The 22009-nt window shown below is 74.9% G+C and carries 19 protein-coding genes; 14 read left to right on the top strand and 5 right to left on the bottom strand.

Annotation, left to right across the window (positions count from 1 at the left end; translation table 11 throughout):
• From ABD944_RS29960 to ABD944_RS29915, 10 genes are all read left to right on the top strand, one after another.
• The coding region (locus ABD944_RS29960) for an alpha-glucosidase C-terminal domain-containing protein (protein WP_345182543.1) at nucleotides 1-614 on the top strand (614 nt) is incomplete at its 5' end.
• Between the two features lie 2 nt (nucleotides 615-616).
• A complete protein-coding gene (locus tag ABD944_RS29955) occupies nucleotides 617-2053 on the top strand; it encodes a maltokinase N-terminal cap-like domain-containing protein (protein ID WP_345182541.1) in 1437 nt (478 codons plus the stop codon).
• Nucleotides 2054-2299: 246 nt separating this feature from the next.
• Nucleotides 2300-3202, top strand: coding sequence for a C40 family peptidase (locus ABD944_RS29950; protein WP_345182539.1), 903 nt, complete (start codon nucleotides 2300-2302; stop codon nucleotides 3200-3202).
• Between the two features lie 100 nt (nucleotides 3203-3302).
• The gene (locus ABD944_RS29945) at nucleotides 3303-4298 is read left to right on the top strand and encodes an aldo/keto reductase (RefSeq protein ID WP_345182537.1); all 996 of its coding nucleotides are present in this window, start codon (nucleotides 3303-3305) and stop codon (nucleotides 4296-4298) included.
• A gap of 66 nt (nucleotides 4299-4364) precedes the next feature.
• Entirely contained in the window at nucleotides 4365-5216 is an 852-nt protein-coding gene (locus tag ABD944_RS29940; protein WP_345182534.1) for an SAM-dependent methyltransferase, read from the top strand.
• A 147-nt stretch (nucleotides 5217-5363) separates the two neighbouring features.
• A complete protein-coding gene (locus ABD944_RS29935; RefSeq protein ID WP_345182532.1) occupies nucleotides 5364-6275 on the top strand; it encodes a metal ABC transporter solute-binding protein, Zn/Mn family in 912 nt (303 codons plus the stop codon).
• Complete coding sequence (locus ABD944_RS29930) at nucleotides 6272-6940, top strand: metal ABC transporter ATP-binding protein (RefSeq protein WP_345182530.1); 669 nt, start codon at nucleotides 6272-6274, stop codon at nucleotides 6938-6940. The genes ABD944_RS29935 and ABD944_RS29930 overlap by 4 nt, the downstream gene beginning before the upstream one ends.
• Nucleotides 6937-7824, top strand: coding sequence for a metal ABC transporter permease (locus tag ABD944_RS29925; protein WP_345182527.1), 888 nt, complete (start codon nucleotides 6937-6939; stop codon nucleotides 7822-7824). Before ABD944_RS29930 ends, ABD944_RS29925 begins: the two co-directional genes overlap by 4 nt.
• A 188-nt stretch (nucleotides 7825-8012) precedes the next feature.
• Entirely contained in the window at nucleotides 8013-9071 is a 1059-nt protein-coding gene (locus tag ABD944_RS29920; protein ID WP_345182525.1) for a rod shape-determining protein, read from the top strand.
• Nucleotides 9072-9122: 51 nt separating this feature from the next.
• Nucleotides 9123-10061 carry an MBL fold metallo-hydrolase gene (locus ABD944_RS29915; RefSeq protein WP_345182523.1) on the top strand — a complete coding sequence of 313 codons (939 nt, stop codon included), beginning with the start codon at nucleotides 9123-9125 and terminating at the stop codon, nucleotides 10059-10061.
• 7 nt (nucleotides 10062-10068) lie between these two features.
• On the opposite strand, the gene ABD944_RS29910 is transcribed toward ABD944_RS29915, so the two are convergent.
• From ABD944_RS29910 to ABD944_RS29895, 4 genes are read right to left on the bottom strand one after another with little or no spacing between them, the layout of a single operon-like run.
• Nucleotides 10069-12027, bottom strand: a complete 1959-nt coding sequence (locus ABD944_RS29910) for a hypothetical protein (RefSeq protein WP_345182521.1) — start codon at nucleotides 12025-12027, stop codon at nucleotides 10069-10071.
• Entirely contained in the window at nucleotides 12024-13187 is a 1164-nt protein-coding gene (locus ABD944_RS29905; RefSeq protein WP_345182519.1) for a VWA domain-containing protein, read from the bottom strand. Before ABD944_RS29905 ends, ABD944_RS29910 begins: the two co-directional genes overlap by 4 nt.
• Nucleotides 13184-15535, bottom strand: coding sequence for a DUF5682 family protein (locus ABD944_RS29900; RefSeq protein WP_345182517.1), 2352 nt, complete (start codon nucleotides 15533-15535; stop codon nucleotides 13184-13186). The genes ABD944_RS29905 and ABD944_RS29900 overlap by 4 nt, the downstream gene beginning before the upstream one ends.
• Entirely contained in the window at nucleotides 15493-16659 is a 1167-nt protein-coding gene (locus ABD944_RS29895; RefSeq protein ID WP_345182515.1) for an ATP-binding protein, read from the bottom strand. Before ABD944_RS29895 ends, ABD944_RS29900 begins: the two co-directional genes overlap by 43 nt.
• A gap of 82 nt (nucleotides 16660-16741) precedes the next feature.
• Between ABD944_RS29895 and ABD944_RS29890 the strand changes: the two genes are divergently transcribed.
• The 3 genes from ABD944_RS29890 to ABD944_RS29880 all read left to right on the top strand — a co-directional run bounded on the left by ABD944_RS29890 (nucleotide 16742) and on the right by ABD944_RS29880 (nucleotide 19137).
• Nucleotides 16742-17596 (top strand): SDR family oxidoreductase, encoded by an 855-nt coding sequence (locus ABD944_RS29890; protein WP_345182513.1) that lies wholly within the window; start codon nucleotides 16742-16744, stop codon nucleotides 17594-17596.
• A 91-nt stretch (nucleotides 17597-17687) separates the two neighbouring features.
• Nucleotides 17688-18263: a TetR/AcrR family transcriptional regulator gene (locus tag ABD944_RS29885; RefSeq protein WP_345182511.1), complete on the top strand. Its 576-nt coding sequence runs from the start codon at nucleotides 17688-17690 to the stop codon at nucleotides 18261-18263.
• 85 nt (nucleotides 18264-18348) lie between these two features.
• Nucleotides 18349-19137, top strand: coding sequence for an SDR family oxidoreductase (locus ABD944_RS29880; RefSeq protein ID WP_345182509.1), 789 nt, complete (start codon nucleotides 18349-18351; stop codon nucleotides 19135-19137).
• On the opposite strand, the gene ABD944_RS29875 is transcribed toward ABD944_RS29880, so the two are convergent.
• A complete protein-coding gene (locus ABD944_RS29875) occupies nucleotides 19124-20530 on the bottom strand; it encodes a pyridoxal phosphate-dependent decarboxylase family protein (RefSeq protein ID WP_345182507.1) in 1407 nt (468 codons plus the stop codon). The genes ABD944_RS29880 and ABD944_RS29875 overlap by 14 nt on opposite strands.
• Before the next feature lie 61 nt (nucleotides 20531-20591).
• Between ABD944_RS29875 and ABD944_RS29870 the strand changes: the two genes are divergently transcribed.
• Nucleotides 20592-22004, top strand: coding sequence for an aminotransferase-like domain-containing protein (locus tag ABD944_RS29870; protein ID WP_345182504.1), 1413 nt, complete (start codon nucleotides 20592-20594; stop codon nucleotides 22002-22004).
• The last annotated feature ends 5 nt before the right edge of the window (nucleotides 22005-22009 follow it).

The following is a 22009-nucleotide window of genomic DNA, read 5'->3' as shown; positions in this document are numbered from 1 at the left end:
CCGTCCTGTACTACGGCGACGAGATCGGCATGGGCGACAACATCTGGCTCGGCGACCGCGACGCCGTCAGAACCCCCATGCAATGGACCCCCGACCGCAACGCCGGCTTCTCCGCCTGCGACCCCGCACGCCTCTACCTCCCGGTCATCATGGACCCCATCTACGGCTACCAGGCCGTCAACGTCGAAGCCCAGGCCAACAACCCCGGCTCCCTGCTCCACTGGACCCGCAAGATGATCGAGATCCGCCAGCGCCACCCCGTCTTCGGCGTCGGCTCCTACGTCGAACTGTCCGCCTCCAACCCCTCCGTCCTGGCCTTCACCCGCGAGATCACCGAGGACGAGAGCCCCTGGGGCGAGATGGACACCGTCCTGTGCGTCAGCAACCTGTCCCGGTTCCCCCAGCCGGTCGAGCTGGACCTGCGGCGCTTCGAGGGCTACGCGCCCGTCGAGTGCATGGGCGGCGTCCAGTTCCCCGCCATCGGCGAACTCCCGTACCTGCTCACCCTGCCCGGGCACGGCTTCTACTGGTTCCAGCTGGTCCCTCCTGAGGACGGCGATCCCGTGGCGGGCGCGGACGCGGGGCCGGGCACCCGCGCGGGAAGGACCGTCTGACCGTGCTTCCTCCAGAGCGGGACCTCGTCCGGGACCTCGCCGAGTGGCTGCCGCGGCAGCGGTGGTTCGGCGGCAAGGACGGCCCCATCCACGACCTCGCCATCGGCACCGCCACCGAACTCCGATCCGGCGACCCCTCCCTGCACCACCTCGTCCTCCACGTCCGCCGGGACGACACCACCGATCACTACCAGCTCCTCCTCGGCGCCCGCCGCGACCTTCCCGACCGGCTCCGGCACGTCGAGATCGGCGGGCCCTGCGGCGACCGGTCCGCGAAGGCCCGGCTGTACGACGCCGCGCACGACCCGGACCTGACCCGGGTGCTGCTGGAGGCCATGGCGAGCGGGGCGTCCGCGGGCCCGCTGCGGTTCCACCACGCGGGCGGCGCCCGCATCCGGACGGACCTGGCGAGCCTGCCGATGACCGCCGAGCAGAGCAACACCTCGTTACTGTTCGGCGACGAGTACATCTGCAAGCTGTTCCGCCGCCTGTCCCCCGGCGTCAACCTCGACCTGGAGGTCAACCTCGCGCTGAGCCGCCGCGGCTGCGCGCACGTCCCGGCCGTCCTCGGCTGGATCGAGCTGGAACCGGGGCACGGGGCGCGGGCGGGCGAGGGCGCGGAGCCGGTGACGCTCGCCCTCCTGTCGGACTACCTGCACACCGGCGTGGACGGGTGGAGCCTCGCGATCGCCAGCGTCCGGGACTGGTTCGCGCACACGCCGCCGCCCGGCGGCGACGAGTGGGCGGAGCTCGACGCGAGCGCCGCCGGCGGCGACTTCGCCGCCGAGGCCGAACGGCTCGGCGCGGCCACCGCCGAGGTGCACCGGGCGCTCGCCGACGCGTTCGGCGTCACGGTCGTCCCGGCCGGGGAGGTCCGCGCGACGGCCGCGCGGATGAACGCCGAGCTGACCGGCACCTGCCGCGCGGTGCCCGCGCTCGCGCCGCACGCCAAGGCGCTCACCGAGGCGTTCCTTGACCTGGCCGCGCGGGCCGAGCCGCTGCCCGTCCAGCGCGTGCACGGCGACTACCACCTCGGCCAGGTCCTGCGCACCGAGTCCGGGTGGACGGTGCTGGACTTCGAGGGCGAGCCGGCGCGGACGCAGAGCGAGCGCCGGGCCCTCGCGCACCCGCTGCGCGACGTCGCCGGGATGCTCCGCTCGTTCGAGTACGCGGCGCGGTTCCTCATCACCAAGGCGGGCACGGTGCCGAGCGAGTCGGGGCCGCGGCTGGAGACCCGGGCGCACGCCTGGGCGGCGCGCAACCGCGCCGCGTTCTGCCGCGGCTACGCGGGGGCCGGCGGACCGGATCCGGCCGCGCATTCGGTCCTCATCCGCGCGTTCGAATTCGAGAAGGCCGTCTACGAGGTGCGTTACGAGGCGCAGAACAGACCGGCCTGGCTCCCCGTTCCGCTGAAATCGCTGGCGCATCTGACCGCCTGACAAAAGACACTGAAGGCCGCCTCCAATTCCGCGCCATGATCAAGTAAAATCGGCCGTCCTCGACAATTCCGTGCCGATCAACGGGTACCCGATCCCTCGGCGGGATGATGATCACCTGCCGATACCCGAACGGAAACGGAGACCAGAGGAATGTCCACCCCACGCCACTCGCAGGAGCCCGGAAGCGCAAGCGCAGCGATCGCGGGCCATCCCGGCCGCGGCCGGGCGGCCGGCCGAAAACGGGGCATGCTCCGCACGGCCGTCACGGCCACGGTGACCGGGCTCGCGCTGACGGTCCCGCTGGGTTCCACGGCCTTCGCCGCGCTCAACCCGACGGTGCTGAGAAGCCTGCACCTCGACGCGGCCACCCTGGAGAAGGTCCAGGCGTACGACAGGTACCGGACGCGGGAGACCCTCCAGCGCAAGCGCGCCAAGAAGGCGCTGCGGTTCGCCCGCAAACAGATCGGCAAGCCCTACCGGTGGGGCGGGACGGGCGCGGGCGGCTACGACTGCTCCGGGCTGATGATGGCCGCGTGGCGGCGGGCGGGCGTCAAGATCCCCCGTGTCACCTACGCCCAGTACCGCAGGGTGGACCGGAAGGTGGGGATCGGGAGCCTCAAGCCCGGTGACCTCATCTTCTTCCACGGCCGCAGCCACGTCGGCATGTACGTGGGGCACGGCCGTTTCCTGCACGCGCCCAATTCGGGGGCCAGGGTCCGCATCGACAGGTTCGGCGCGGCGCGCAAGCGACAGTTCGCGGGCGCGGTACGGCCCGGCGCGCCCGCCTACCGGGAGTGGTCGCCGTCCGTGCGGGAGCTCGTCGAGAAGATCGACCGGATGAGCGCCGAGAAGCGCGCCGACCAGCCCCCTGATAGCGAGCGGACCCCCCAGATTCCGCCATCACACCATACAAATAACAAGAAATCCGACAATCCCCCAATCACCGCCCCCGGACACATCCCGGCGGAAAAGGCCGCGCCACCCGGCGGCCACTCCACGAGGCCGGACGATTCCGCGGCACAGGCTCCGCGAAGCGACAGACCGTCGAACGAGTCAAAGCCTGAGCCCCGGCCGAGAGCCGTGGCGCATCCGAGATCGTTCTGGAACGGCCCCGGCACCGAGCCGTGGGCGGAGTACGCCACTCCCTAGCCCCTTTCCGCCCGCCCCGGCGCCGCCCGCGCGGCGCGCGGCGCCGGGGGGCGCGTCGCACTTGACCCGGAGGGGACTCCAGGTGCTTTGGTGGATCCCCATGGAGTACACCCAGCTCGGCCGTACCGGCCTCAAGGTCAGCCGCGTGGTGCTCGGCACGATGAACTTCGGCCCGTTCACCGAGGAGCCCGACGCCCACGCGATCATGGACGCGGCACTGGACGCGGGGATCAACTTCTTCGACACCGCGAACGCCTACGGGTGGGGCGCGAACAAGGGCCGCACCGAGGAGATCATCGGCTCCTGGTTCGCCCGGGGCGGCGGGCGCCGCGAGAAGACCGTCCTCGCGACGAAGGTCTACGCCGACATGGCGGCGCCGGACGAGCCCTGGCCGAACCGGGGCGGGCTGTCCGCGCTGCACATCCGCCAGGCCGCCGAGGCGTCCCTGAGGCGGCTCGGGACCGACCACATCGACCTGTACCAGTTCCACCACATCGACCGGTCGACGCCGTGGGAGGAGATCTGGCAGGCGATCGACGTCCTCGTCCAGCAGGGCAAGGTGCTGTACGCCGGGTCGTCCAACTTCCCCGGCTGGGGCATCGCGCAGGCCAACGAGGCGGCCGCCCGCCGCGGCTCGCTCGGCCTGGTCAGCGAGCAGTGCCTGTACAACCTCGTCGAGCGGCGCGCCGAGATGGAGGTCGTCCCGGCGGCGCGGGCCTACGGGCTCGGGGTGATCCCCTGGTCGCCGCTGCACGGCGGGGTGCTCGGCGGCGTCCTGCGCAAGGAGCGCGACGGGGACGGCTCCCGGTCCCGGTCGGGCCGCGCCGCCGAGATGCTGAACGACCCGGCGGAACGGGCGCGCGTCCAGGCCTACGAGGACCTGTGCGGCGAGCACGGTCTGGAGCCGGGCGACGTCGGCCTCGCCTGGCTCCTCACCCGCCCCGGCGTGACGGGCCCGATCGTCGGCCCGCGCGTCCGCGAGCAGCTCGACTCCGCCGTCCGCGCCGCCGCGCTGGAGCTTCCGGAGGAGTTCCTGTCCGCCCTGGACGAGATCTTCCCCGGCCCGGGCCCCGTGCCGGAGGCGTTCGCCTGGTGACCCGCGGCCGCGGTCCGGAACGCGGAGAACCCCCGCCCCGGGCCGCGGCGGGGTAGCGTTCCCCCTGTGAACGATCAAGACAGGCCGTCCCTGGCGGACATCCCCCACGACGTCCCGACGTCCGCCCGCGCCTACGGCTGGCTGCTCGGCGGCAAGGACAACTACGAGGTCGACCGGCAGTTCATCCGGGCGCAGCTGGAGCACCACCCCGCCGGGCTCGACATCACCCGGCAGAACCGCCTGTTCCTGTACCGCGCCGTCCGGTACCTGGCCGCCGAGGCGGGGATCCGCCAGTTCATCGACATGGGCTGCGGCCTGCCGACCGACGCGAACGTGCACCAGGTCGCCCGCGACTTCGCGCCGGACGCGCGCGTCGTCTACGTGGACATCGACCCGATCGTCCTCGCCCACGGCAGGGCCCTGCTGGCCGGCGACTCCTCGACCACGGTCATCCAGGGCGACATGCGCGACCAGGACACCATCCTGGAGGACCCCGAGGTCAAGCGGCTGATCGACTTCGACGAGCCAGTCGCGACCCTGTTCCTGTCGGTCGGCCACCACCTGCCCGACGCCGACGACCCCCGCCGCGTGCTGCGCACGATCATGGACCGGGCCGCGCCGGGCAGCCACCTGACCTTCTCCCAGGTCGCCTGCGACGACCCGGTGCGCAGCGCCGAGATGACCGCGCAGGTCACCGGGGCGGGCATCCCGTGGCAGACGCGGACGCCCGCCGAGATCGACGCGCTGCTGTCGGACTTCGACCCCGTCGAGCCGGGCCTGTGCAACCTGGTCGACTGGCGCCCGCTGGACGTGCAGCCGCCGCTCGCCCCCGTGCCGCCCGAGCTGGAGCGGTACGAGGGCGCCTCCAAGCTGGACCGCGGCATCTACGAGTACGGCGGGGTGCTGCGCAAGCGCTAGAACGACCGCCTCGAAGGCCGCCGTCCCGGAACCGGGACGGCGGCCTTCTGCGTGCGGGGGCGTTGCCGAGGCGGCAAGGAAACGGGACCAAAGGGGCGAGTCATGTTAAGTTGCCACTGAAAATCGTTTTCATTTTCAGGAGCTTCCATGATGTCTGCTCAGCGCGCCCGCGTCCTCGGGGCCGGCGCCGCCCTCACCCTCGCGTCGCTCGGGGCCGCCGCCTGCGGGTCGTCCTCCGGCGCCGGGGCCGCGGAGGCGGTCTCGGTCGTGGCCTCGACCAACGTGTACGGGGACATCGCCCGCCAGATCGGCGGGGACCGGGTGAAGGTGACCTCGTTCATCAGCGACCCCGCGCAGGACCCGCACTCCTTCGAGGCGGGGACGCGCACCAGGCTCGCGCTGTCCAGGGCCGGTGTGGTCATCGAGAACGGCGGCGGCTACGACGACTTCATGGAGACGCTGCTGAAGGGGTCGGGTTCCAAGGCCCGGGTGCTCAACGCCGTCCAGATCTCCGGGAAGACCGCTCCGGCCGGCGAGGAGCTGAATGAGCACGTCTGGTACGACCTTCCCTCCGTCGCGCTGCTGGCCGACCGGATCTCCGCCGCGCTCGCCGAGGCCGACCCCGAGGACGCGCGGACGTTCGCGGCGAACGCCGCCGCCTTCAAGGCGAGGCTGAAGACGCTGGAGGGGAAGGCGGCGGCGGTCAGGGCCGCGCATTCCGGCGACGGCGTGGCGGTCACCGAGCCCGTCCCGGGCCACCTGCTGGACGCGGCCGGGCTGGTCGACCGGACGCCGGAGGAGTTCGCCGAGGCGGTCGAGGAGGGGGACGACGTCCCGCCGCGGGCGCTGCGCGACACGCTGGCGCTGCTCACCGGCCGGAAGGTGCGGGCGCTCGTCGTGAACGTGCAGACGAGCGGCCCGGAGACCGCCAAGGTCCGCGAGGCGGCCCGCGAGGCGGGCGTGCCGGTGGTGCCGGTCACCGAGACCCTGCCGGCCGGCCGGGACTACGTCGCCTGGATGGACGGCACCATCGCCGCGCTCGCGAAGGCGCTCTCGTGATCGCCCTGCGCGGCGCGACCCTGGCCTACGGCGAGCGGACCCTGTGGCGCGGGCTGGACCTCGACGTGCGGCCCGGCGAGTTCCTCGCCGTCGTCGGCTCCAACGGGTCGGGGAAGACCAGCCTGCTCAGGGTGCTGCTCGGCCTCCAGCGGCTGTCGTCCGGAACGGTCGCGGTGGACGGGCGCCGCCCCCGGCGGGGCAGCGACGCCGTCGGCTACGTCCCGCAGCACCGGGCCGTCCCGCCGCACACCCCGCTGCGCGCCCGCGACCTCGTGCGGCTCGGCGTCGACGGCCACCGCTGGGGGCCCTGGCGACCGCGCCGGGACGCGCGCCGCCGGGTCGAGGCCGTCCTCGCCGACGTGGGCGCCGCCGCGTTCGCCGACGTCCCGGTCGAACTCCTGTCGGGCGGGGAGCTGCAGCGCGTGCGCATCGCGCAGGCCCTGGCCACCGGTCCGCGCGTCCTGCTGTGCGACGAGCCGCTGGCCTCGCTGGACGCCGAGCACCAGCGCGTCGTCGCCGGACTCGTGGACCGGCTCCGCCGCGACCACGGCACCGCCGTCGTGTTCGTCACGCACGAGATCGACCCGATCCTCCCCTTCGCCGACCGGTACCTCGACCTGGGCGCCGCCCGCGAAGCCCGAAGTTCCCGCCAGGAGACGGCATGAGCTGGCAAGAGGCCTGGCACGAGATCTTCAACTTCCGGGACTACGGGGCGCTGCTCGGGCTCGTGCGCAACTCGCTCGTCGCGGGGGCCGTGCTCGGACTGGTCGGCGGGCTCGCCGGGACGTTCGTCGTGATGCGCGACCTGGCGTTCGCCGTGCACGGCATCAGCGAGCTGTCGTTCGCCGGCGCGGCCGCCGCCCTGCTGGCCGGGGCGAGCGTGGCGGGCGGTTCGATCGCGGGGGCCCTGGTGGCCGCCGGCCTGATCGGGGTGCTCGGCGCGAAGGCGCGCGACCGCGGCTCGGCCATCGGCGTGCTGATGCCGTTCGGGCTGGGGCTCGGCGTGCTGTTCCTGTCGCTCTACCAGGGCCGGTCGGCCAACAAGTTCGGGCTTCTCACCGGGCAGATCGTCGCGATCGACACGCCGCGGCTGTCGTGGCTGCTCGCGACGTCGGCGGTGGTGCTGGCGTGCCTCGCGGTCATGTGGCGCCCGCTGGCCTTCGCGAGCCTGGACCCGGACGTGGCGGCGGCGCGGGGCGTGCCGGTGCGGGCGCTGTCGCCGGCCTTCCTGCTGGTGCTCGGCCTGGCGGTGGCCGTGTCCGTGCAGGTCGTGGGCGCGCTGCTGGTGCTCGCGCTGCTCTGCACTCCGGCCGCGGCGGCGGTGCGGGTCACCGCGTCGCCGGTGCTGGCGCCGCTGCTGAGCGCGGCGCTGGCGACGGTGTCGGTGCTGGGCGGCATCCTGCTGTCGATCGGGTCCAGCATTCCGATCAGCCCGTACGTCACCACGATCTCGTTCCTGCTGTACGGGGCGTGCCGGGCGGCGGGCGCCGTCCGGGCCCGGCGCGGGTGGGGGGCGCGGGGCGCGCGCCCCGGCACCGTCCCTACATGATCTTTTGGCGCCCGCCCGGGATTGCGTCCCGGGCGGGCGCCGCACCGCGCATCGCGTTCCGGACATGTCGGATCCCAGATCACCAGGTCGTTGCGATTCGCTTACCCGGGCGTGGGCATCGCCGCAGGCCGCACGGGAATCGAATCATCTGGACTCTTGCGGCGAACAGGGCGATTGGGAGGGACGCGATGTGGGATTTCGCGGGCCGGGACACCGCTATCGACCTGGGCAGCGCGACCGTGCGGATGCATGTGAAGGGCCGCGGCGTCGTCTGCCGCGAACCGTCGCTGCTCGCACGCTCCCGCGACACCGGGCGCATCCTCGCCCTCGGCGTCCCGGCACGGGAGATGGCCGGGCGCAACCCCGACGTCACGCTCGTGCGGCCCATCCGCGAAGGCGCGCCGACCGAGACCGACGAGGCCGAGTACCTCATGCGGCACCTGGTGCGCCGCCACCACCGGCGGCACTACACCGCGCGACCGCGCCTGGTCGTCACGGTCCCGAGCGGGCTGACCTCCGTCCACTACCGGGCGCTGCAGTTCTCCGCCTACCAGGCGGGCGCGCGCCGGCTCACGCTCGTGCCGACGCCCATCGCCGCCGCCATCGGCATGGGCATGACCTCCTGCGGGCGGCCCGACATCACGGTGATCGCCGACATCGGCGCGGAGGTCACCGACGTGGGCGTCATCGCGTTCGGCGGCCTGGTCACCTCGCACACCGCGCACATCGGCGGGTCGACGCTGGACCGCGCCATCGCCGCGCTCGTCCGTCAGGAGCACGGCATCGCGCTGTCGCAGGCGGCGGCGGAGGCGGCCAAGCTGGAGGTCGGCGCGGTGCCGCCGCTCGGCCGCCGCCCGGTGCGGCAGACCGTCGTGCACGGGCGCGACATCGCGACGGGCATGCCGCGCGGCGTCGTCCTCACCACCGCGGACGTCGCCCGCGCGATCACCGGCCCGGTGGCGCGGATCGTGGACGCGATCGGCGCCGGGCTCGCCGGCTGCTCGCCCGAGATCTCCGGCGACCTGCTCGGCGTCGGCATCACGCTCACCGGCGGCAGCGCCCGGCTGCCCGGCCTGGAGCGGCTGATCCGGGACCGGACGGGGCTCGGCGCGCGGGTCGGGGACGACACCGGCGACGCGGCCGTGCTCGGCGCCGGGGAGGTGCTGCGGTCCGCCGGGTCGCGGGAGCCGTCGGCCCGCGAGTCCTCACCGCGCCCGCACCTGCTGACGACCCTGGCGGAGTACTGACCGCGTCCCGCCGCGGCCGGCGGCCGCGCCCGGCGCCGGTTACACTTCCCCATGAGCGACGCACCCGACCGCGAGGGACCGGGGAGCCCGCGGCTGCAGGAGGTCTCCGACGGGATCTTCGCCTACCTCCAGCCCGACGGCACCTGGTGGATCAACAACGCCGGCTTCCTCGCGGGCGCGCGGGGGGTGACGAGCGTCGACTCCTGCTCGACCGAGCGCCGCACCCGCGCCTACCTGGAGTCGATCCGGTCGGTCACGGACCGTCCCGTCCGGACGCTGGTCAACACCCACCACCACGGCGACCACACCTTCGGCAACTACCTGTTCTCCGGGGCGACCGTCGTCGGCCACGAGGGCACGCGGGAGGGCGCGCTCAGCTGGGGCCCGCCGTTCGACGAGCCGTTCTGGACGAAGGTCGACTGGGGCGCCGTCGAGATCGAGCCGCCGTTCCTCACCTACACCGACGGCCTGACCCTGTGGGTGGACGACCTGCGCTGCGAGGTCCGGCACGTCGGGACGCCCGCGCACACCACCAACGACTCCATCGTCTGGATCCCCGAGCGGCGGGTGCTGTTCTGCGGCGACCTGCTGTTCAACGGCGGCACCCCGTTCCTGATGCAGGGCTCGGTCGCGGGCGCGGTCAAGGTCCTGGAGGAGGTCGTCGCGCCGCTGGGCGCGGAGACGATCGTCCCCGGGCACGGGCCCGTCGCCGGTCCCGAGCTCATCGACCGGGTGCTCGGCTACGCGCGGTTCGTCCAGGCGACCGCCGCCGAGGCCCGGCAGGCCGGGCTGGCGCCGCTGGAGGCCGCCCGCGAGACCGACCTCGGCCCGTACGCGGAGCTGACCGACCCCGAGCGCCTCGTGGGCAACCTGCACCGCGCCTACGCCGAACTGGACGGGCAGCCGCCCGGGGCGCCGATCGACCTGGTCGCCGCCCTCGGCGACATGGTCGCCCTCAACGGGGGCCGCCCGCTCACCTGCCGCGCGTAGCGGCGCGTCAGCGCAGCTCGGCCGCGGTGACCAGGCGGATGTGGGCGGTGGCCCAGGCGCGGGTCATGCCCTCCGGGTCGTCGGCCGCGAGCGCCGCGGTGAGGGCGGCGAGCGTCCCGGCGCAGGTGCGCAGGCCGACGCGCTCCAGCGTCGCGCCCGCGCGGACGAGGCGCTCCCGCACGCCGGACGGCAGGCGCAGGAGGCCGCGGTGGGCCGCCTGCGCGCAGGCGGCGAGCGCCTCCTCCAGGGCGTCGCCGAGCGGGTCCGGCACGGCCTGGGGCGGGGACCCGAGGGCGGCGGTGCCGTCGCCGGGAGCCAGGTCGGGGACGACGGGACCGCCGGCGGTCAGCACGGCCAACGGGTCGATGACGAGGCCCCCGCGGTCCCTGCGGACGGCGCCCGACACGAACCGGGGCTCGGTCGCGAGCGCGTCGGCCAGGGCGTCCAGGGCGGCGGGCCGGTGGGGGCTGTAGTCGGCGGAGACGACGGCCGGGACGCCCGCCGCGTCGGCGACCACGGCCTCCAGCCGCTGCGCCCCGGGGCGGTAGCCGATGTGGCGGACCTCGGCGATCTCGACGACGCGGACGAGCTCCGCCTCCACGCGGGGCCGCACGAGCCGGGGCGGGAGCGCGTCCAGGGCCCGCCCCTCGGCGGCCAGGTCGCGCACCAGCAGCCCGGCGGGCAGGCCCTCCCAGGCGTCGCCGAGCGGGGTGACCGTCGTCTTCGCGATCCGCCCGGAGGTGACCCGGACGACCCGCCCCGCGCTGCGCGAGGCGCTCTCGGACACGACGTTCGCGGCGGCGAGGGACCGCAGCGGCGCCCCGAGGACGCGGCGCCCCGCCAGGTCGGCGCCGGTGAGCCTGTCGCCGTCCGGGACGTCCCAGCGCCGCTTCAGCACCAGGACGACGCCGGTGGCGGTGTGCGCGAGGTAGACGTCGGCGGTGCGGGCCGCGGGCGTGCCGCCGACGCGGCAGCCGAGGGCGGCGAGTCGGACGCGGCGCAGCGGCGTGTCCGCCGCCTCCTGCGTGCCGAGCACCTGGGAGCGGGCGGCGCCGCCGCGCGCCGCGCGGTACCGGGCGTGGACCTCGGCGAGGAGCTCCGCGACGCGCGCCGGGTCGTGGTCGGCGCGGCGGTCGTGGTGGGCGGCGAGCTGCCCGGCCAGGTCGCCGAGCGCGGCGGCGGGCCAGTGCAGGCCGGACGCCGCCAGGTCGGCGGCGGTGCGTTCCAGCGCGGTCGCGAGAACGGGCCCGGTGTGCGCCGCGCCCTCCAGCAGGACCTGGTCGGCGAGGTCGAGCGCGGCGTCGAGGCCGTCGCCGCCGGCCCCGGCCGAGCCGCCGACCTCCAGCCGGATCTCCTCACCCTTCAGGCCGCGCTCGTCGGCGGCGCGGAACGCCCAGACGGCCAGCACCGTGACCTCGCCGCGCACCGCCGCCACCGCGTCGGTGTGGACGTAGCCGAGCTCCCCCGGCACCAGGAACCGGACCGTGCAGGTCTGCAGCTCCACCTGCGCCACCGGCTCCCGCGCGGTGGGGCGGCGGATCTTCGCCGAGTACCCGGTGCGGAGGGCGCGGCGCGCGGCGGTGAGGGCGCGCCGCCCGAGGACGCGGGCGAGCGCGTCGTCGTCGAAGGCCCCCGGCGACCAGCCGGGCCCCGGCTCCTGAGCCTCGGGCGCCTCGGGCGCCTCCGGTGCGGCGGCGGTCCGCTGGTAGGCCAGGACGAGGCAGATCCGGTGGCGGCACGTGCCGGTCGCCGCGCAGGAGCACCGCGCGGCCTCCAGCCCCGCCCCGGCGGGCAGGGACGCCGTGGTGCCGTCGGGGAAGGCGCCGTCGACCCCGCCGTCCGGGGAGACGGTGATCTCGGGGCCGGCGCCGGCGTCCAGATCCTTGGCGGCGCGCTTGACCAGGCCGCGGTTGGCGAGGGCGGCGAGCGCGTCCGGGGTCAGCGCGAGCAGGTCGGCGCGGGTCACCGGCCGATCCGTTCCGCGACGAACTCGGCGAGCTGCCCCGGCGTCATCGCGCCGACGTGGGCGCCCTCGTCGGCGAGGCGCTGCGCCGTCCTCCGGTCGTAGGAGGGGTTGGCCGCCTCGTCGAGCGCCGCCAGCCCGAGCACGTGCGTGCCCTGCTGGACGAGCCGCCGCACCTCCTCGACGAGCCGGTGCTCGCTCCCGCCCTCGTAGAAGTCGGTGATGACCGCGACGATCGCGCGGCGGGGGTTCTCCACCAGGCCGGCCCCGTAGGCCACGGCCCGGCCGATGTCGGTCCCGCCGCCCAGCTGCACCTTCATCAGCAGCTCGGCCGGGTCCGTCACGTCGGAGCTGAGGTCGACGACGGAGGTGTCGAACGCGACGAGGTGCGTCTTGAGGCCGGGCAGCCCCCACAGGCACGCGGCGGTGACGGCGGCGTGCACCACGGACCCGACCATGGACCCCGACTGGTCGACGAGCAGGATCATCTGCCACTGCTCGACGTGCCGCCTGGTCCGGGACACGAACCTCGGGTTCTCGATGTAGAGGCGGCGCTCGTCCGGGCGGTAGTGGGCGAGGTTGGCTCGGACGGTGCCGTGGAAGTCGAAGTTGCGGGAGTTCTTCACGCGGCTGGGCCGCCGCGAGCGGGTGCCGTGGAACGCCTGCCGGACCTCGGTGGCCAGCCGCTCCATCAGCTGCCGGACGACGGCCTCCACGATCCGGCGGGCCAGCGCGAGGACCTCGGGGTTCATCAGGTGCTTGGTCCGCAGGACGGCGCGCAGCAGCGCCTCGTCCGGCTCGATGCGCTCCAGGACGGCCGGGTCGGTGACGATCTCGTGGATCTCGTACCGCTCGACGGCGTCGCGTTCGAGCCGCTCGATCGTCTCCTTGGGGAACAGCCGGTGCACGGCGTCGAGCCAGTCGACGGTGGTGAGCTGGGACGGCCCGGTCCCGCCGGTGCGGTCGTCGGACCGGCCGGCCGCGGCGTCGCCGTCCCCGCCGGAGCCGCGCCGCACGCCGCGCCTGGCGAGCTCGGGGTCGCGCCCGTACAGCCAGCCGAGCGCCGCGTCCCGTTCGGCGGCCCCGCCCTCCAGCGCGCCCGTGCACGGCTCGGCGGGCGCGCCGAGGACGAGCCGCCAGCGTTCCAGGTCAGGCGGGATCACGATGTCCCCTCCCCGCTCTCGGTCGAAGGCCGGCTTCCCGCGTCCGCCGCGAGGCCCGCCGCCGCGAGGGCCTTGTCCACGCGGGCGTCCAGCGCGAGGGCCTCGGCGGTGAGCAGCGGCGCTTCCGGCGCGCGCAGCAGCGCGCGGGCGGAGCCGCGAAGGCCGCGCCGGTCCAGCAGCCCCTGGGCGATGGCGGCGCGCTCGCGGGGCGGGAAGAACTCGAACGCCTGCCGCAGCGCGGGCAGCGCGATGAGGAAGTCCTCCTCGCTCAGGCCGCCGACCAGCTCGTCCAGGACGCCGAGAAGGGCGGCGCCCGGGTCGAGCACCTCCTGCCTGGCCAGCGCGAACAGCCCGGCGAGCCAGTCGCCGAACGTCGCCGGGACCGCCGCTCCGCGCATCGCCCGGGCCGGGTCGGAGCCGTCGCCGAGGACGCAGGCGAGCCCGAACGCGGCGCCGCGCCGGTCGGGCGGGGCGCCGGATCCGGCGGCGACGCGGCGCGCGACGCCGAGCGCCGCGGCCCGGTCGAGGCGCAGCGTGCCGGAGGCGTGCAGGAGCGCGTCGCGGACGGCGGCGAGGGCGCGCAGCCGGCGCAGGTCGGCGGGCGCGGGACCGCCGCGCACGCCCTCGGCCAGCCACAGGATCCGGTCGGCGCACTCCTCGACGACCGTGCCGAACAGCGGGCTGCCGGCCGTGCCGAGGACGCGGTCGTGCCGCCACAGCCCGAGGACGGATTCGAGCGCGGCCCCGAGCGCGGCGATGTCGGAGGCGCCCGCGATCCCGGCGGAGATCGACTCGGCGATCCGGCCGGACTGGTCGGCGCAGCCGCACAGCGCCGCGTCGAACAGCACGGCGGCGAGGCCCTCCATGTCGGCGCCCGCGGCGTCCATCCGCTCGTCCAGGGCGGCCGCCGCGGCGTCGGCCAGCGTGGGCCCGTAGGCGCCCGCCTCGATGAGCGCGGCGTGGCGGCGCCCGTCGCGGTCGGCGGCGTCCAGGGTCCAGCGCTCCTCCAGCTCCGGGTCGGCGCCCGTGGCGGGGCCGGACTCGCGCTCGGCGAAGGGGATCCGCAGGACGCGCAGGCGGTGCAGCGCCCGGCTCCGCTCCAGCCCGCGCGGGGTCGTCAGCTTCAGCACGACCGGGCCGCCGCGGTCGAGCCCGAGGCGCGCCAGCTCGGCCGTCGCGTTCCCCACGAGCGGCGGGGCGGGCGTGTCGGCGTGCAGGCGCCCGGTCCGGTCGCCGCTCAGCGCGTCCACCATCTCGGCGACGGCCGGGTGCGCCCCCGGCGCGAGCGCGCCGCGGGAGGTCCACGGGAGCCGCTGGTCGAGGTCGTCGTTGACCAGCGCGGACACCAGGCCGTCGAGCAGGTCGGTGCGGGCCGGCGCGGGGTGGCCGCGCAGGCGGGTGAGGCCGGCGGTGAGGGTCCGCGCGGCGATCAGGTCGGAGGTCGACACGACCTGCCCCCGCCGGCGCAGCCGGGCCACGACCGTCTCCACCAGCGCCCCGGCCGCCGCGTCGGGGCCGTCCTCCCAGAGCCGCTGGTAGTACTCGGGCGACGGCATGCCCGACTGGTAGCCGGTGAACGCGTCGAGGCGCCGGAACGAGTACGGGACGAGGAAGCTGCCGCCGGTGGAGTCGCCGGGCGGCTCGGGCACGCGGGGCCACGCCGTGCCGCCGGACGCGGCGAGCGCTTCGAGGGCCGGCTTGTGGAATCCGCCGGTCACCACGACGACGGGGCGGTCTCCGGCGTCGGCCTCGGCGGCCCGCACCCACTCCGCCATGTAGGACTCGCGGGCGGCGTCGTCCTCCCCGGCCTCCGCCTCGCCCCGCACGAGCCCGAAGTACGCGTCGAGCCGCTCCGCCGTGTTCTCCGCGTCGATCTCGAACAGGTGGTCCCAGAGGATGTCGGTGTTGTCGACGGCGAACTCCCGGCACAGCCGCCCGGTCGCCTCGGCGTAGCGGCGCTCGGCGTCGGCGTAGCGGTTGCTCCGCCCGGCGAACGCCGGGTGCCAGGCGGGCAGGTCGATGAACCGCAGCTCCGCGCCGGCGGCCCGGCCCTCGTTCAGCGCGACCCACTCCGGGGAGTAGGCGCAGAACGGCGACCAGGACGCGTGCACGCGCTCGTCGTCGCGGTAGTAGCTGAAGACCGCGACGGGCGGCTCGTGGCCGAGGAGCAGCTCGCCGATCCGGTCGCCGAAGTCGGCGGGCCCCTCCACCAGCACGTACGCGGGCCGCAGCCGCCGGATCGTCTCCCGGACGAGGCGGGCGCAGGCGGGGCTGTGGTGCCGGACGCCGACGAACGTGGCGACCATCAGCCGGGCAGCAGGTGCCGGGCGGCGTGCAGCGCCTTCCACTGCTCCCCGTCGCGGCGGGGAGCCTGCTGCTCCAGGTAGCGGCGCAGCCGGGCCAGGTCCTCGGGGTTGTCCTTGGCGGCGGTGCCGGCGAGGCACTCGACGATGTCGGCGGCCCCGCCCTCCTCGCCGCGCAGGAACCAGCCGCGCACCCCGACCTGGTGGGCGACCGAGACCGCCTCGGCGGTGCTCATCACCGCCGACAGCCGGTCCATCGACCGGCCCTCCTCGGTGGTGGCGTCGCGCAGTTCCCGGAACACGGTGACGAGCACTTCGAGGACGTCCCGGCGCGGCGCGACCTCCACCCCGCTGTGCTCCAGCAGCCGCCCCGCCTCCTGCTCGACCAGCTCCAGTTCGGTCGCGAAGTCGGCGATCGGGAACACGGTCTCGAAGTTGAACCGCCGCTTGAGCGCGGCGCTCATCTCGTTCACGCCGCGGTCGCGGGTGTTGGCGGTCGCGATGATGTTGAAGCCGTCGCGGGCGAACACCATCGCGTCCGCGCTCTGCCCCCCGTGGGACGAGGGCGCCCCGCTCCCGCCGGAGGCCGCGCGGGACAGCTCCGGGATCGCCAGGACGCGGTCGGACAGCGGCGACAGCAGCGAGTCCTGCACCTCCAGCGGGCAGCGGGTGATCTCCTCGAACCGGACGACCTTGCCCTCGGCCATCCCGGTGAGCAGCGGCGCCGGGACGAGGGAGCGCGTGGAGGGCCCCTCCGAGACCAGCAGCGCGTAGTTCCACGAGTACTTGATCTGGTCCTCGGTGGTGGCCGCGCCGCCCTGGATGGTCAGCGTGGAGGTGCCGCTGACCGCCGCCGCGATCAGCTCCGACAGCAGCGACTTCGCCGTCCCGGGCTCGCCGACGAGCATCAGCCCCCGGCTGGTGGCGAGGGTGACCAGGGCCCGGTCGATGAGGGCGGTGTCGCCGACGAACTTGCGGCGGACGCCGAGCGCCTCGTCCCCGACGATGAACCGCCGCGCGGCCGTCAGGCCGAGCGCCCAGCCGGGCGGCCTCGGCCCGGTGTCGCTCTCGCGGAGCCTCTCCAGCTCGCCGGCGAACCGCACCTCCGCCGGCGGCCGCTGGTACCCCGTGTCCACGTCCTCCGGCCCCTCCGAGGGGTGATCTTCCATGCCCCAACGCTAGGGGACCCCTCGGACACTCCGCCCGAAGATCCAGATCTTCCCCGCCGGCACGGCGGATAGCATGCGCGGCATGATCTTGGTGACGGGAGCGGGCGGGGCCGTGGGTTCGGCGCTCCTCGAGATACTGCGCACCGCCGGGCAGCCGGTCCGCGCCGCGTACCACGCGCAGCGCGACGTCGATCAGGCGGCCGCCGCCGGCCTGGACGCCGTCCGGATCGACCTCGGCCGGCCCGCGACGCTTCCGCCGGCGCTGCGCGACGCCGACGCGGTGTTCCTGGTCGGCGCGATGGGGCCCGACCAGACCCGCCACGAGCTCAACCTCGTCGAGGCGGCGACCGCGGCGGGCGTTTCCCGGGTCGTCAAGCTGTCGGTCTGGCGGGCCGACGAGGAGCTGACGCCCATCGCCCGCCTCCACCGGCCCGCGGAGGCGGCGCTCCAGGAGTCCGGCCTGCGGTGGACGTTCCTGCGGCCGAACTTCTACATGCAGAACTTCTCCCGCCAGTTCGCCGCGTCGATCAGGTCGGCCGGCCGGTTCGCCCAGCCCCGCGCCGACGCCCCCATCAGCTTCGTCGACGTCCGCGACATCGCCCGGGTCGCCGCCCACGTGCTCACCACCGACGGTCATGACGGCCGCGTCCACGCCATCACGGGCCCCGAGGCGCTGACCTACGACGACGCCGCCGGGGTGCTCTCCCAGGTCCTGGACACGCCGGTCCGCTTCGTCGGGCTCTCGGACGCCGACGCCCGAGCCGCCATGCTGGAACGCGGCCTGCCCGCGTTCCACGCCGACGCCCTGATCGAGGTGAGCCGCGCGTACCGGGACGGCGGCGCGGAGACCGTCACCACGACGGTCCGCGACCTCACCGGCCGCGAGCCGACGACCTTCGAGCAGTTCGTCCGCGACCACCGCTCCGCCTTCGTCTGAGCGGCCGCGGCAAGCGGCGGGCCTGAGTGGCGCCCGGCTCGCGCCGCACGAGTATTTGACCTCTAGGTCAAATACTCGCTACGGTCGCGGCATGGGGAGACCGAAGGGCTTCGAACCGGACGTGGTCGTCGCGCGGGCGATGGAGACGTTCTGGACCAAGGGCTACGCCGACACGTCCCCCGCCGACCTGGCCGAGGCGACCGGAGTGGCCAAGGGCAGCCTGTACCACTCCTTCGGCTCCAAGCGCGAGCTGTTCGCCAAGGCGTTGGACCTCTACAGCCGGAGCGGCGTGGAGCTGACCGAGGAGTTCCTCTGGCGGCCGGGCACCACCAGGGAGCGCTTCCGCGCGTACTTCGCGATGCTCGTGGACATGGACCTGGACGGGCCGGTGCGCCGCGGCTGCCTGGCCCAGAACACGGTCGGCGAGCTCGGCGGGCGCGACGAGGAGGCCACCCGCGCGGTGCACCGGATGGAGGAGCGCATGATCGGGCTGTTCGCCGCCCGCATCGAGCAAGGGCAGCGGGACGGCGACGTCGACCGGGGCGTCGACGCCAAGGCGCAGGCGCTGCTCTTCCAGACCACCCTCGCCGGGCTGCGGGTCATGGCCAAGACGTTCGGCCGACCGGAGCTGTACCGGATCATCGACACCGCCCTGGCCGGCCTCTGAGGCGCGACACTTCGGACGAACGCCCTTTTTACGCCCTCATTTTTGACCTCTAGTTCAAGAATTCGCCCATTCAGAAAGGAAGATCATGGATCTCGGCATCAGCGGAAGGACCGCTCTGGTCACCGGCGCGAGTCGCGGCATCGGCCTCGCGATCGCACAGGCCCTGGCCGCGGAGGGCGTCCGGGTGGTGGGCGCCGCCCGGACCGTCACCCCCGACCTGGAGAAGGTCGCCGCCGCGGCCGTGCCCGTCGACCTGAGCACCCGCGACGGGGCGACGGCGGTCGTCGACGAGGCGCTCGCCGCGGTCGGCGGGATCGACTTCCTCGTCAACAACGTCGGCGCGGGCGACCCGGACGGGCTGACCGTCGGCGGGTTCCTCGACGTCGGCGACGAGCAGTGGCAGAGGATGTTCGATCTCAACCTGTTCAGCGCGGTGTGGACCACCAAGGCGGCGCTGCCGAGCATCCTGGAGCGCAAGGGCGCGATCGTGAACATCTCCTCGATCAACGCCCGGACGCCCACCGGCTCGCCGGTCGGCTACGCGGAGGCGAAGGCGGCGCTGACCCTGTTCGGAAAGCGGCTCAGCGAGGAACTGGCGCCGCGCGGCGTCCGCGTGAACACCGTCTCCCCCGGCGTCGTCGCCAGCCCGCTGTGGACCGACCCGGACGGTTTCGGCGGCAAGGTGGCGGCCGCGTTCGGGATCGGCCACGACGACCTGCTCGCGGGCCTGCCCGGACAGGCCGGCATCGCCTCCGGGCGCATCACCGAACCCGAGGAGGTGGCGGACCTGGTCGCCTTCCTGCTGTCCGACCGTGCCGCCAACATCCACGGCGCCGACCACGTCATCGACGGCGGCACCCTCAAGACCGCCTGACAGAGCTCCGGGCCGCCCCTGGGGGCGTGTTCCTCAGGGCCTCGGTGAGGCGGTGGACGTCGGCCTCGGTGGTGCGCCAGTTGCTGAAGGCGGCGCGGAGCGCGGGCACCCCGGCATAGGCGGTCGGGGTGAGGAACGCCTCGTCCTTCAGGTCGGCGGCGAGGTCGGCGAGCCGCTCGGCGGTGGGGTCCCCGGCCAGCGTGAAGCACACGACGTTCAGGCGGACCGGTGCGAGCAGGCGCAGGCCGGGGATCGTCTCGACGGCCCGCCCGAGGGCGCGGGCGCAGGCGATGTTCCGCTGGACGATCTCGCGGTGCCCGTCCCGCCCGTAGGCCCGCAGCGTGAACCAGGCGGCGAGGGCGCGCAGGCGGCGGGAGTTCTCCGGGGTGAGGTGGACGGGGTCGGGCGTCTCGCCGAGCGGACCGAGGTAGGCGGCGGCGTTCTGGAACACCCGGGTCTGGAGGCGCCGGTGGCGGGTGAACTGCACGGCGCTGTCGTAGGGGACGTTCAGCCATTTGTGCAGGTCGACGCAGATGGAGTCGGCGGCGTCGAGTCCGGCGACCAGGTCCGCGTGGTCCGGCGACAGCGCCGCGAAGGCGCCGAAGGCGGCGTCGACGTGGAGCCAGAACTCGTGGCGTTCCCGCAGCGCGGCGATGGCGCGGAGGTCGTCGAAGTCGACGGTGTTGACCGTGCCGGCGTTGGCGACCACGATCGCCGGGCCGCCGGCCTGGGCCAACGCCCGCTCCAGCGCCTCGGGGTCGACCGCCTCCCGGCCGTGCAGAACCGGCACCTGAACCAGCGAGGCACGGCCGAGACCGAGGATGGACAGGCCCTTCCCGATGCTCGAATGCGGACTTCCGGACAGGACGCGCACCCGTCCCAGTGCCGCCGTGCCCTCCTCCGCCACGGTGACGCCCATGCGCTCGCCGAGCCATTCGCGGGCGACCGCCAGGCCCACCGTGTTGGACATGGTCGCACCGCTGACGAACGCCCCCTGGTGCGCGGCGCCGAGACCGAACAGCTCGCGCAGCCAGCCGACCGTCCGGCGTTCGAGCTCCGGGCCCGCGCCGTCGAGCGCCGACGTGGGGTTCTGGTCGGCGGCCGCGGTCAGCCAGTCGCCCGCCAGCGCGGCCGGCGTGGCGCCGCCCGTGACGAAGCCGAGGTAGCGGGGCCCGGCGCTGGCGGACAGCAGCGGAGCCCACTCGCGGGTGAACTCCGTGAGCGCCGCCGCCAGCCCGGCCCCCTCCTCGGGGAGCGGCACCGGGTCGGGCAGGCGCAAGGGCGGGATGACCGGCTGCTCGTCCAGGCGACCGAGGATGTCGTTCGCGCTCAGGCCGACCGTCCGCAGGAGATCCGGAAGCCGGGCGAGATCTGCGGCGAGGCGTGGATGCATGAGCGCGACGGTATCCAGGGCGGCGTCACAGATCCTGGGCCAATCTTGGCAAACTGGACCAATGCGTACCACCGACCTCCAGTTGGCCGCAGCGCTGGGCGTGTGGCGAAGGCCGGGCGTCGCCCTGGCACGGGCGCTGGCCGACGCGGTCGGCGACGCCGCCCTGGACGGCCGGTTGCGGGTCGGTTCCCCGCTTCCCGCCGAACGCCGTGCCGCCGCCGCGCTCGGCGTGAGCCGGGGGACGGTGGCCGCGGCGCTGGACATCCTCCGCGACGAGGGATGGGTCGACACGCGCCGCGGCAGCGCGAGCACCCTGCGGCTTCCGCCGGAGGCGGCGATGCGCGTCGCCCCGGTCTCGGCCGTCGGCGAGGACGGTGCCATCGACCTGCGAAGGGCGGTTCCGGCCGCGCCCCACACGGCGTATCAGCGGGCACTGCTGAGAGCGGCCGAGCGTTCCGGCCCGGTCCTGGCCGAAAGCGGGGAGACCGGCGCGGGGCTGCCGGAGCTGCGCTCACTGATCGCGGACCGCTACACAGGCGAAGGACTCCTCACGCGGCCCGAGCAGATACTGATCACCTCGGGGGCGCGCGCGGCCCTCGCGCTGCTGACGGCGCACCTGCGCCCCCGGGCCGCGGCCGTGGAGATCCCCACCTATCCCGCCGTGCTGGCCGGCTTCCGTGCGGCCGGAACCCGCCTGGCCGGCTGCCGGGTCGCCACGGACGGCTGGGACCTGGACCAGCTCGACGACGCGTTCCGGGCCGCGGCGGGCGGGCTGGCCTACCTGGTCCCCGACTTCCAGAACCCGACCGGCGCGCTCATGCCGGGCGCCGCCCGGCGGACCGTGGCCCGGCTCGCCGAACGGCACCGGGTGACCGTGGTGGCGGACGAGACCATGCGCGACCTCGATCTGCGGGCGGCGCCGGCGCCGCTTGCCCGGATACCCCGCGCCGTCCTCGTCGGCTCCGCGGCCAAGACGGTCTGGGCCGGCCTGCGGGTCGGCTGGATCCGCGGGACGGCCGCGCTGGTCGGCGAACTGGCCCGCCATCCGCTGTGCGAGCCGCTGTCCGCGGCGCCGACGCAGCAGATGGTCGCCGCCGAGCTCCTCCGCGACCCGGCGCCGGTCCTGGACCACCGGCGGACGGCCCTGCGGCGGCAGCGCGACCACCTGAGCGGGCTGCTGGCCGGAGACGACCGCTGGCGGTTCACCGTCCCGCCGGGAGGGCTCGCGCTCTGGTTGCGCCTGACCGCCGTGCGATCCGACCTCGTGACGGCCCGGGCCCGCGCGCACGGGCTCGAACTCTCACCCGGGCCGTCCTTCGCGGCCGACGCGACCTGCTCCCACCATCTGCGCCTCCCCTACACCTCGCCGATCACCACGCTGGACCGCGTCGCCGCCGTCCTGGACGGCGCGTGCGGCGGCCGAGGCCCGCGGTTCCCGAGCCCGGGCCGCCGGGGGACGCGCCCCGGCCGGTGAGCCGT

Origin of the sequence: Actinomadura verrucosospora (assembly GCF_039540335.1) — a bacterium.
GTDB lineage: Bacteria > Actinomycetota > Actinomycetes > Streptosporangiales > Streptosporangiaceae > Spirillospora > Spirillospora verrucosospora.
The sequence above is the reverse complement of the archived record's forward strand: the minus strand, read 5'-3'. Positions and strand labels throughout refer to the sequence as shown.

What these genes read in the sequence shown, in the direction of transcription:
- ABD944_RS29950 (WP_345182539.1), top strand. Translation starts at nt 2,300, where the DNA reads ATGCTCCGCACGGCCGTCACGGCCACGGTGACCGGGCTCGCGCTGACG.
- ABD944_RS29945 (WP_345182537.1), top strand. Translation starts at nt 3,303, where the DNA reads ATGGAGTACACCCAGCTCGGCCGTACCGGCCTCAAGGTCAGCCGCGTG.
- ABD944_RS29935 (WP_345182532.1), top strand. Translation starts at nt 5,364, where the DNA reads ATGATGTCTGCTCAGCGCGCCCGCGTCCTCGGGGCCGGCGCCGCCCTC.
- ABD944_RS29925 (WP_345182527.1), top strand. Translation starts at nt 6,937, where the DNA reads ATGAGCTGGCAAGAGGCCTGGCACGAGATCTTCAACTTCCGGGACTAC.
- ABD944_RS29920 (WP_345182525.1), top strand. Translation starts at nt 8,013, where the DNA reads ATGTGGGATTTCGCGGGCCGGGACACCGCTATCGACCTGGGCAGCGCG.
- ABD944_RS29915 (WP_345182523.1), top strand. Translation starts at nt 9,123, where the DNA reads ATGAGCGACGCACCCGACCGCGAGGGACCGGGGAGCCCGCGGCTGCAG.
- ABD944_RS29895 (WP_345182515.1), bottom strand. Translation starts at nt 16,659, where the DNA reads ATGGAAGATCACCCCTCGGAGGGGCCGGAGGACGTGGACACGGGGTAC.
- ABD944_RS29890 (WP_345182513.1), top strand. Translation starts at nt 16,742, where the DNA reads ATGATCTTGGTGACGGGAGCGGGCGGGGCCGTGGGTTCGGCGCTCCTC.
- ABD944_RS29885 (WP_345182511.1), top strand. Translation starts at nt 17,688, where the DNA reads ATGGGGAGACCGAAGGGCTTCGAACCGGACGTGGTCGTCGCGCGGGCG.
- ABD944_RS29880 (WP_345182509.1), top strand. Translation starts at nt 18,349, where the DNA reads ATGGATCTCGGCATCAGCGGAAGGACCGCTCTGGTCACCGGCGCGAGT.
- ABD944_RS29875 (WP_345182507.1), bottom strand. Translation starts at nt 20,530, where the DNA reads ATGCATCCACGCCTCGCCGCAGATCTCGCCCGGCTTCCGGATCTCCTG.
- ABD944_RS29870 (WP_345182504.1), top strand. Translation starts at nt 20,592, where the DNA reads ATGCGTACCACCGACCTCCAGTTGGCCGCAGCGCTGGGCGTGTGGCGA.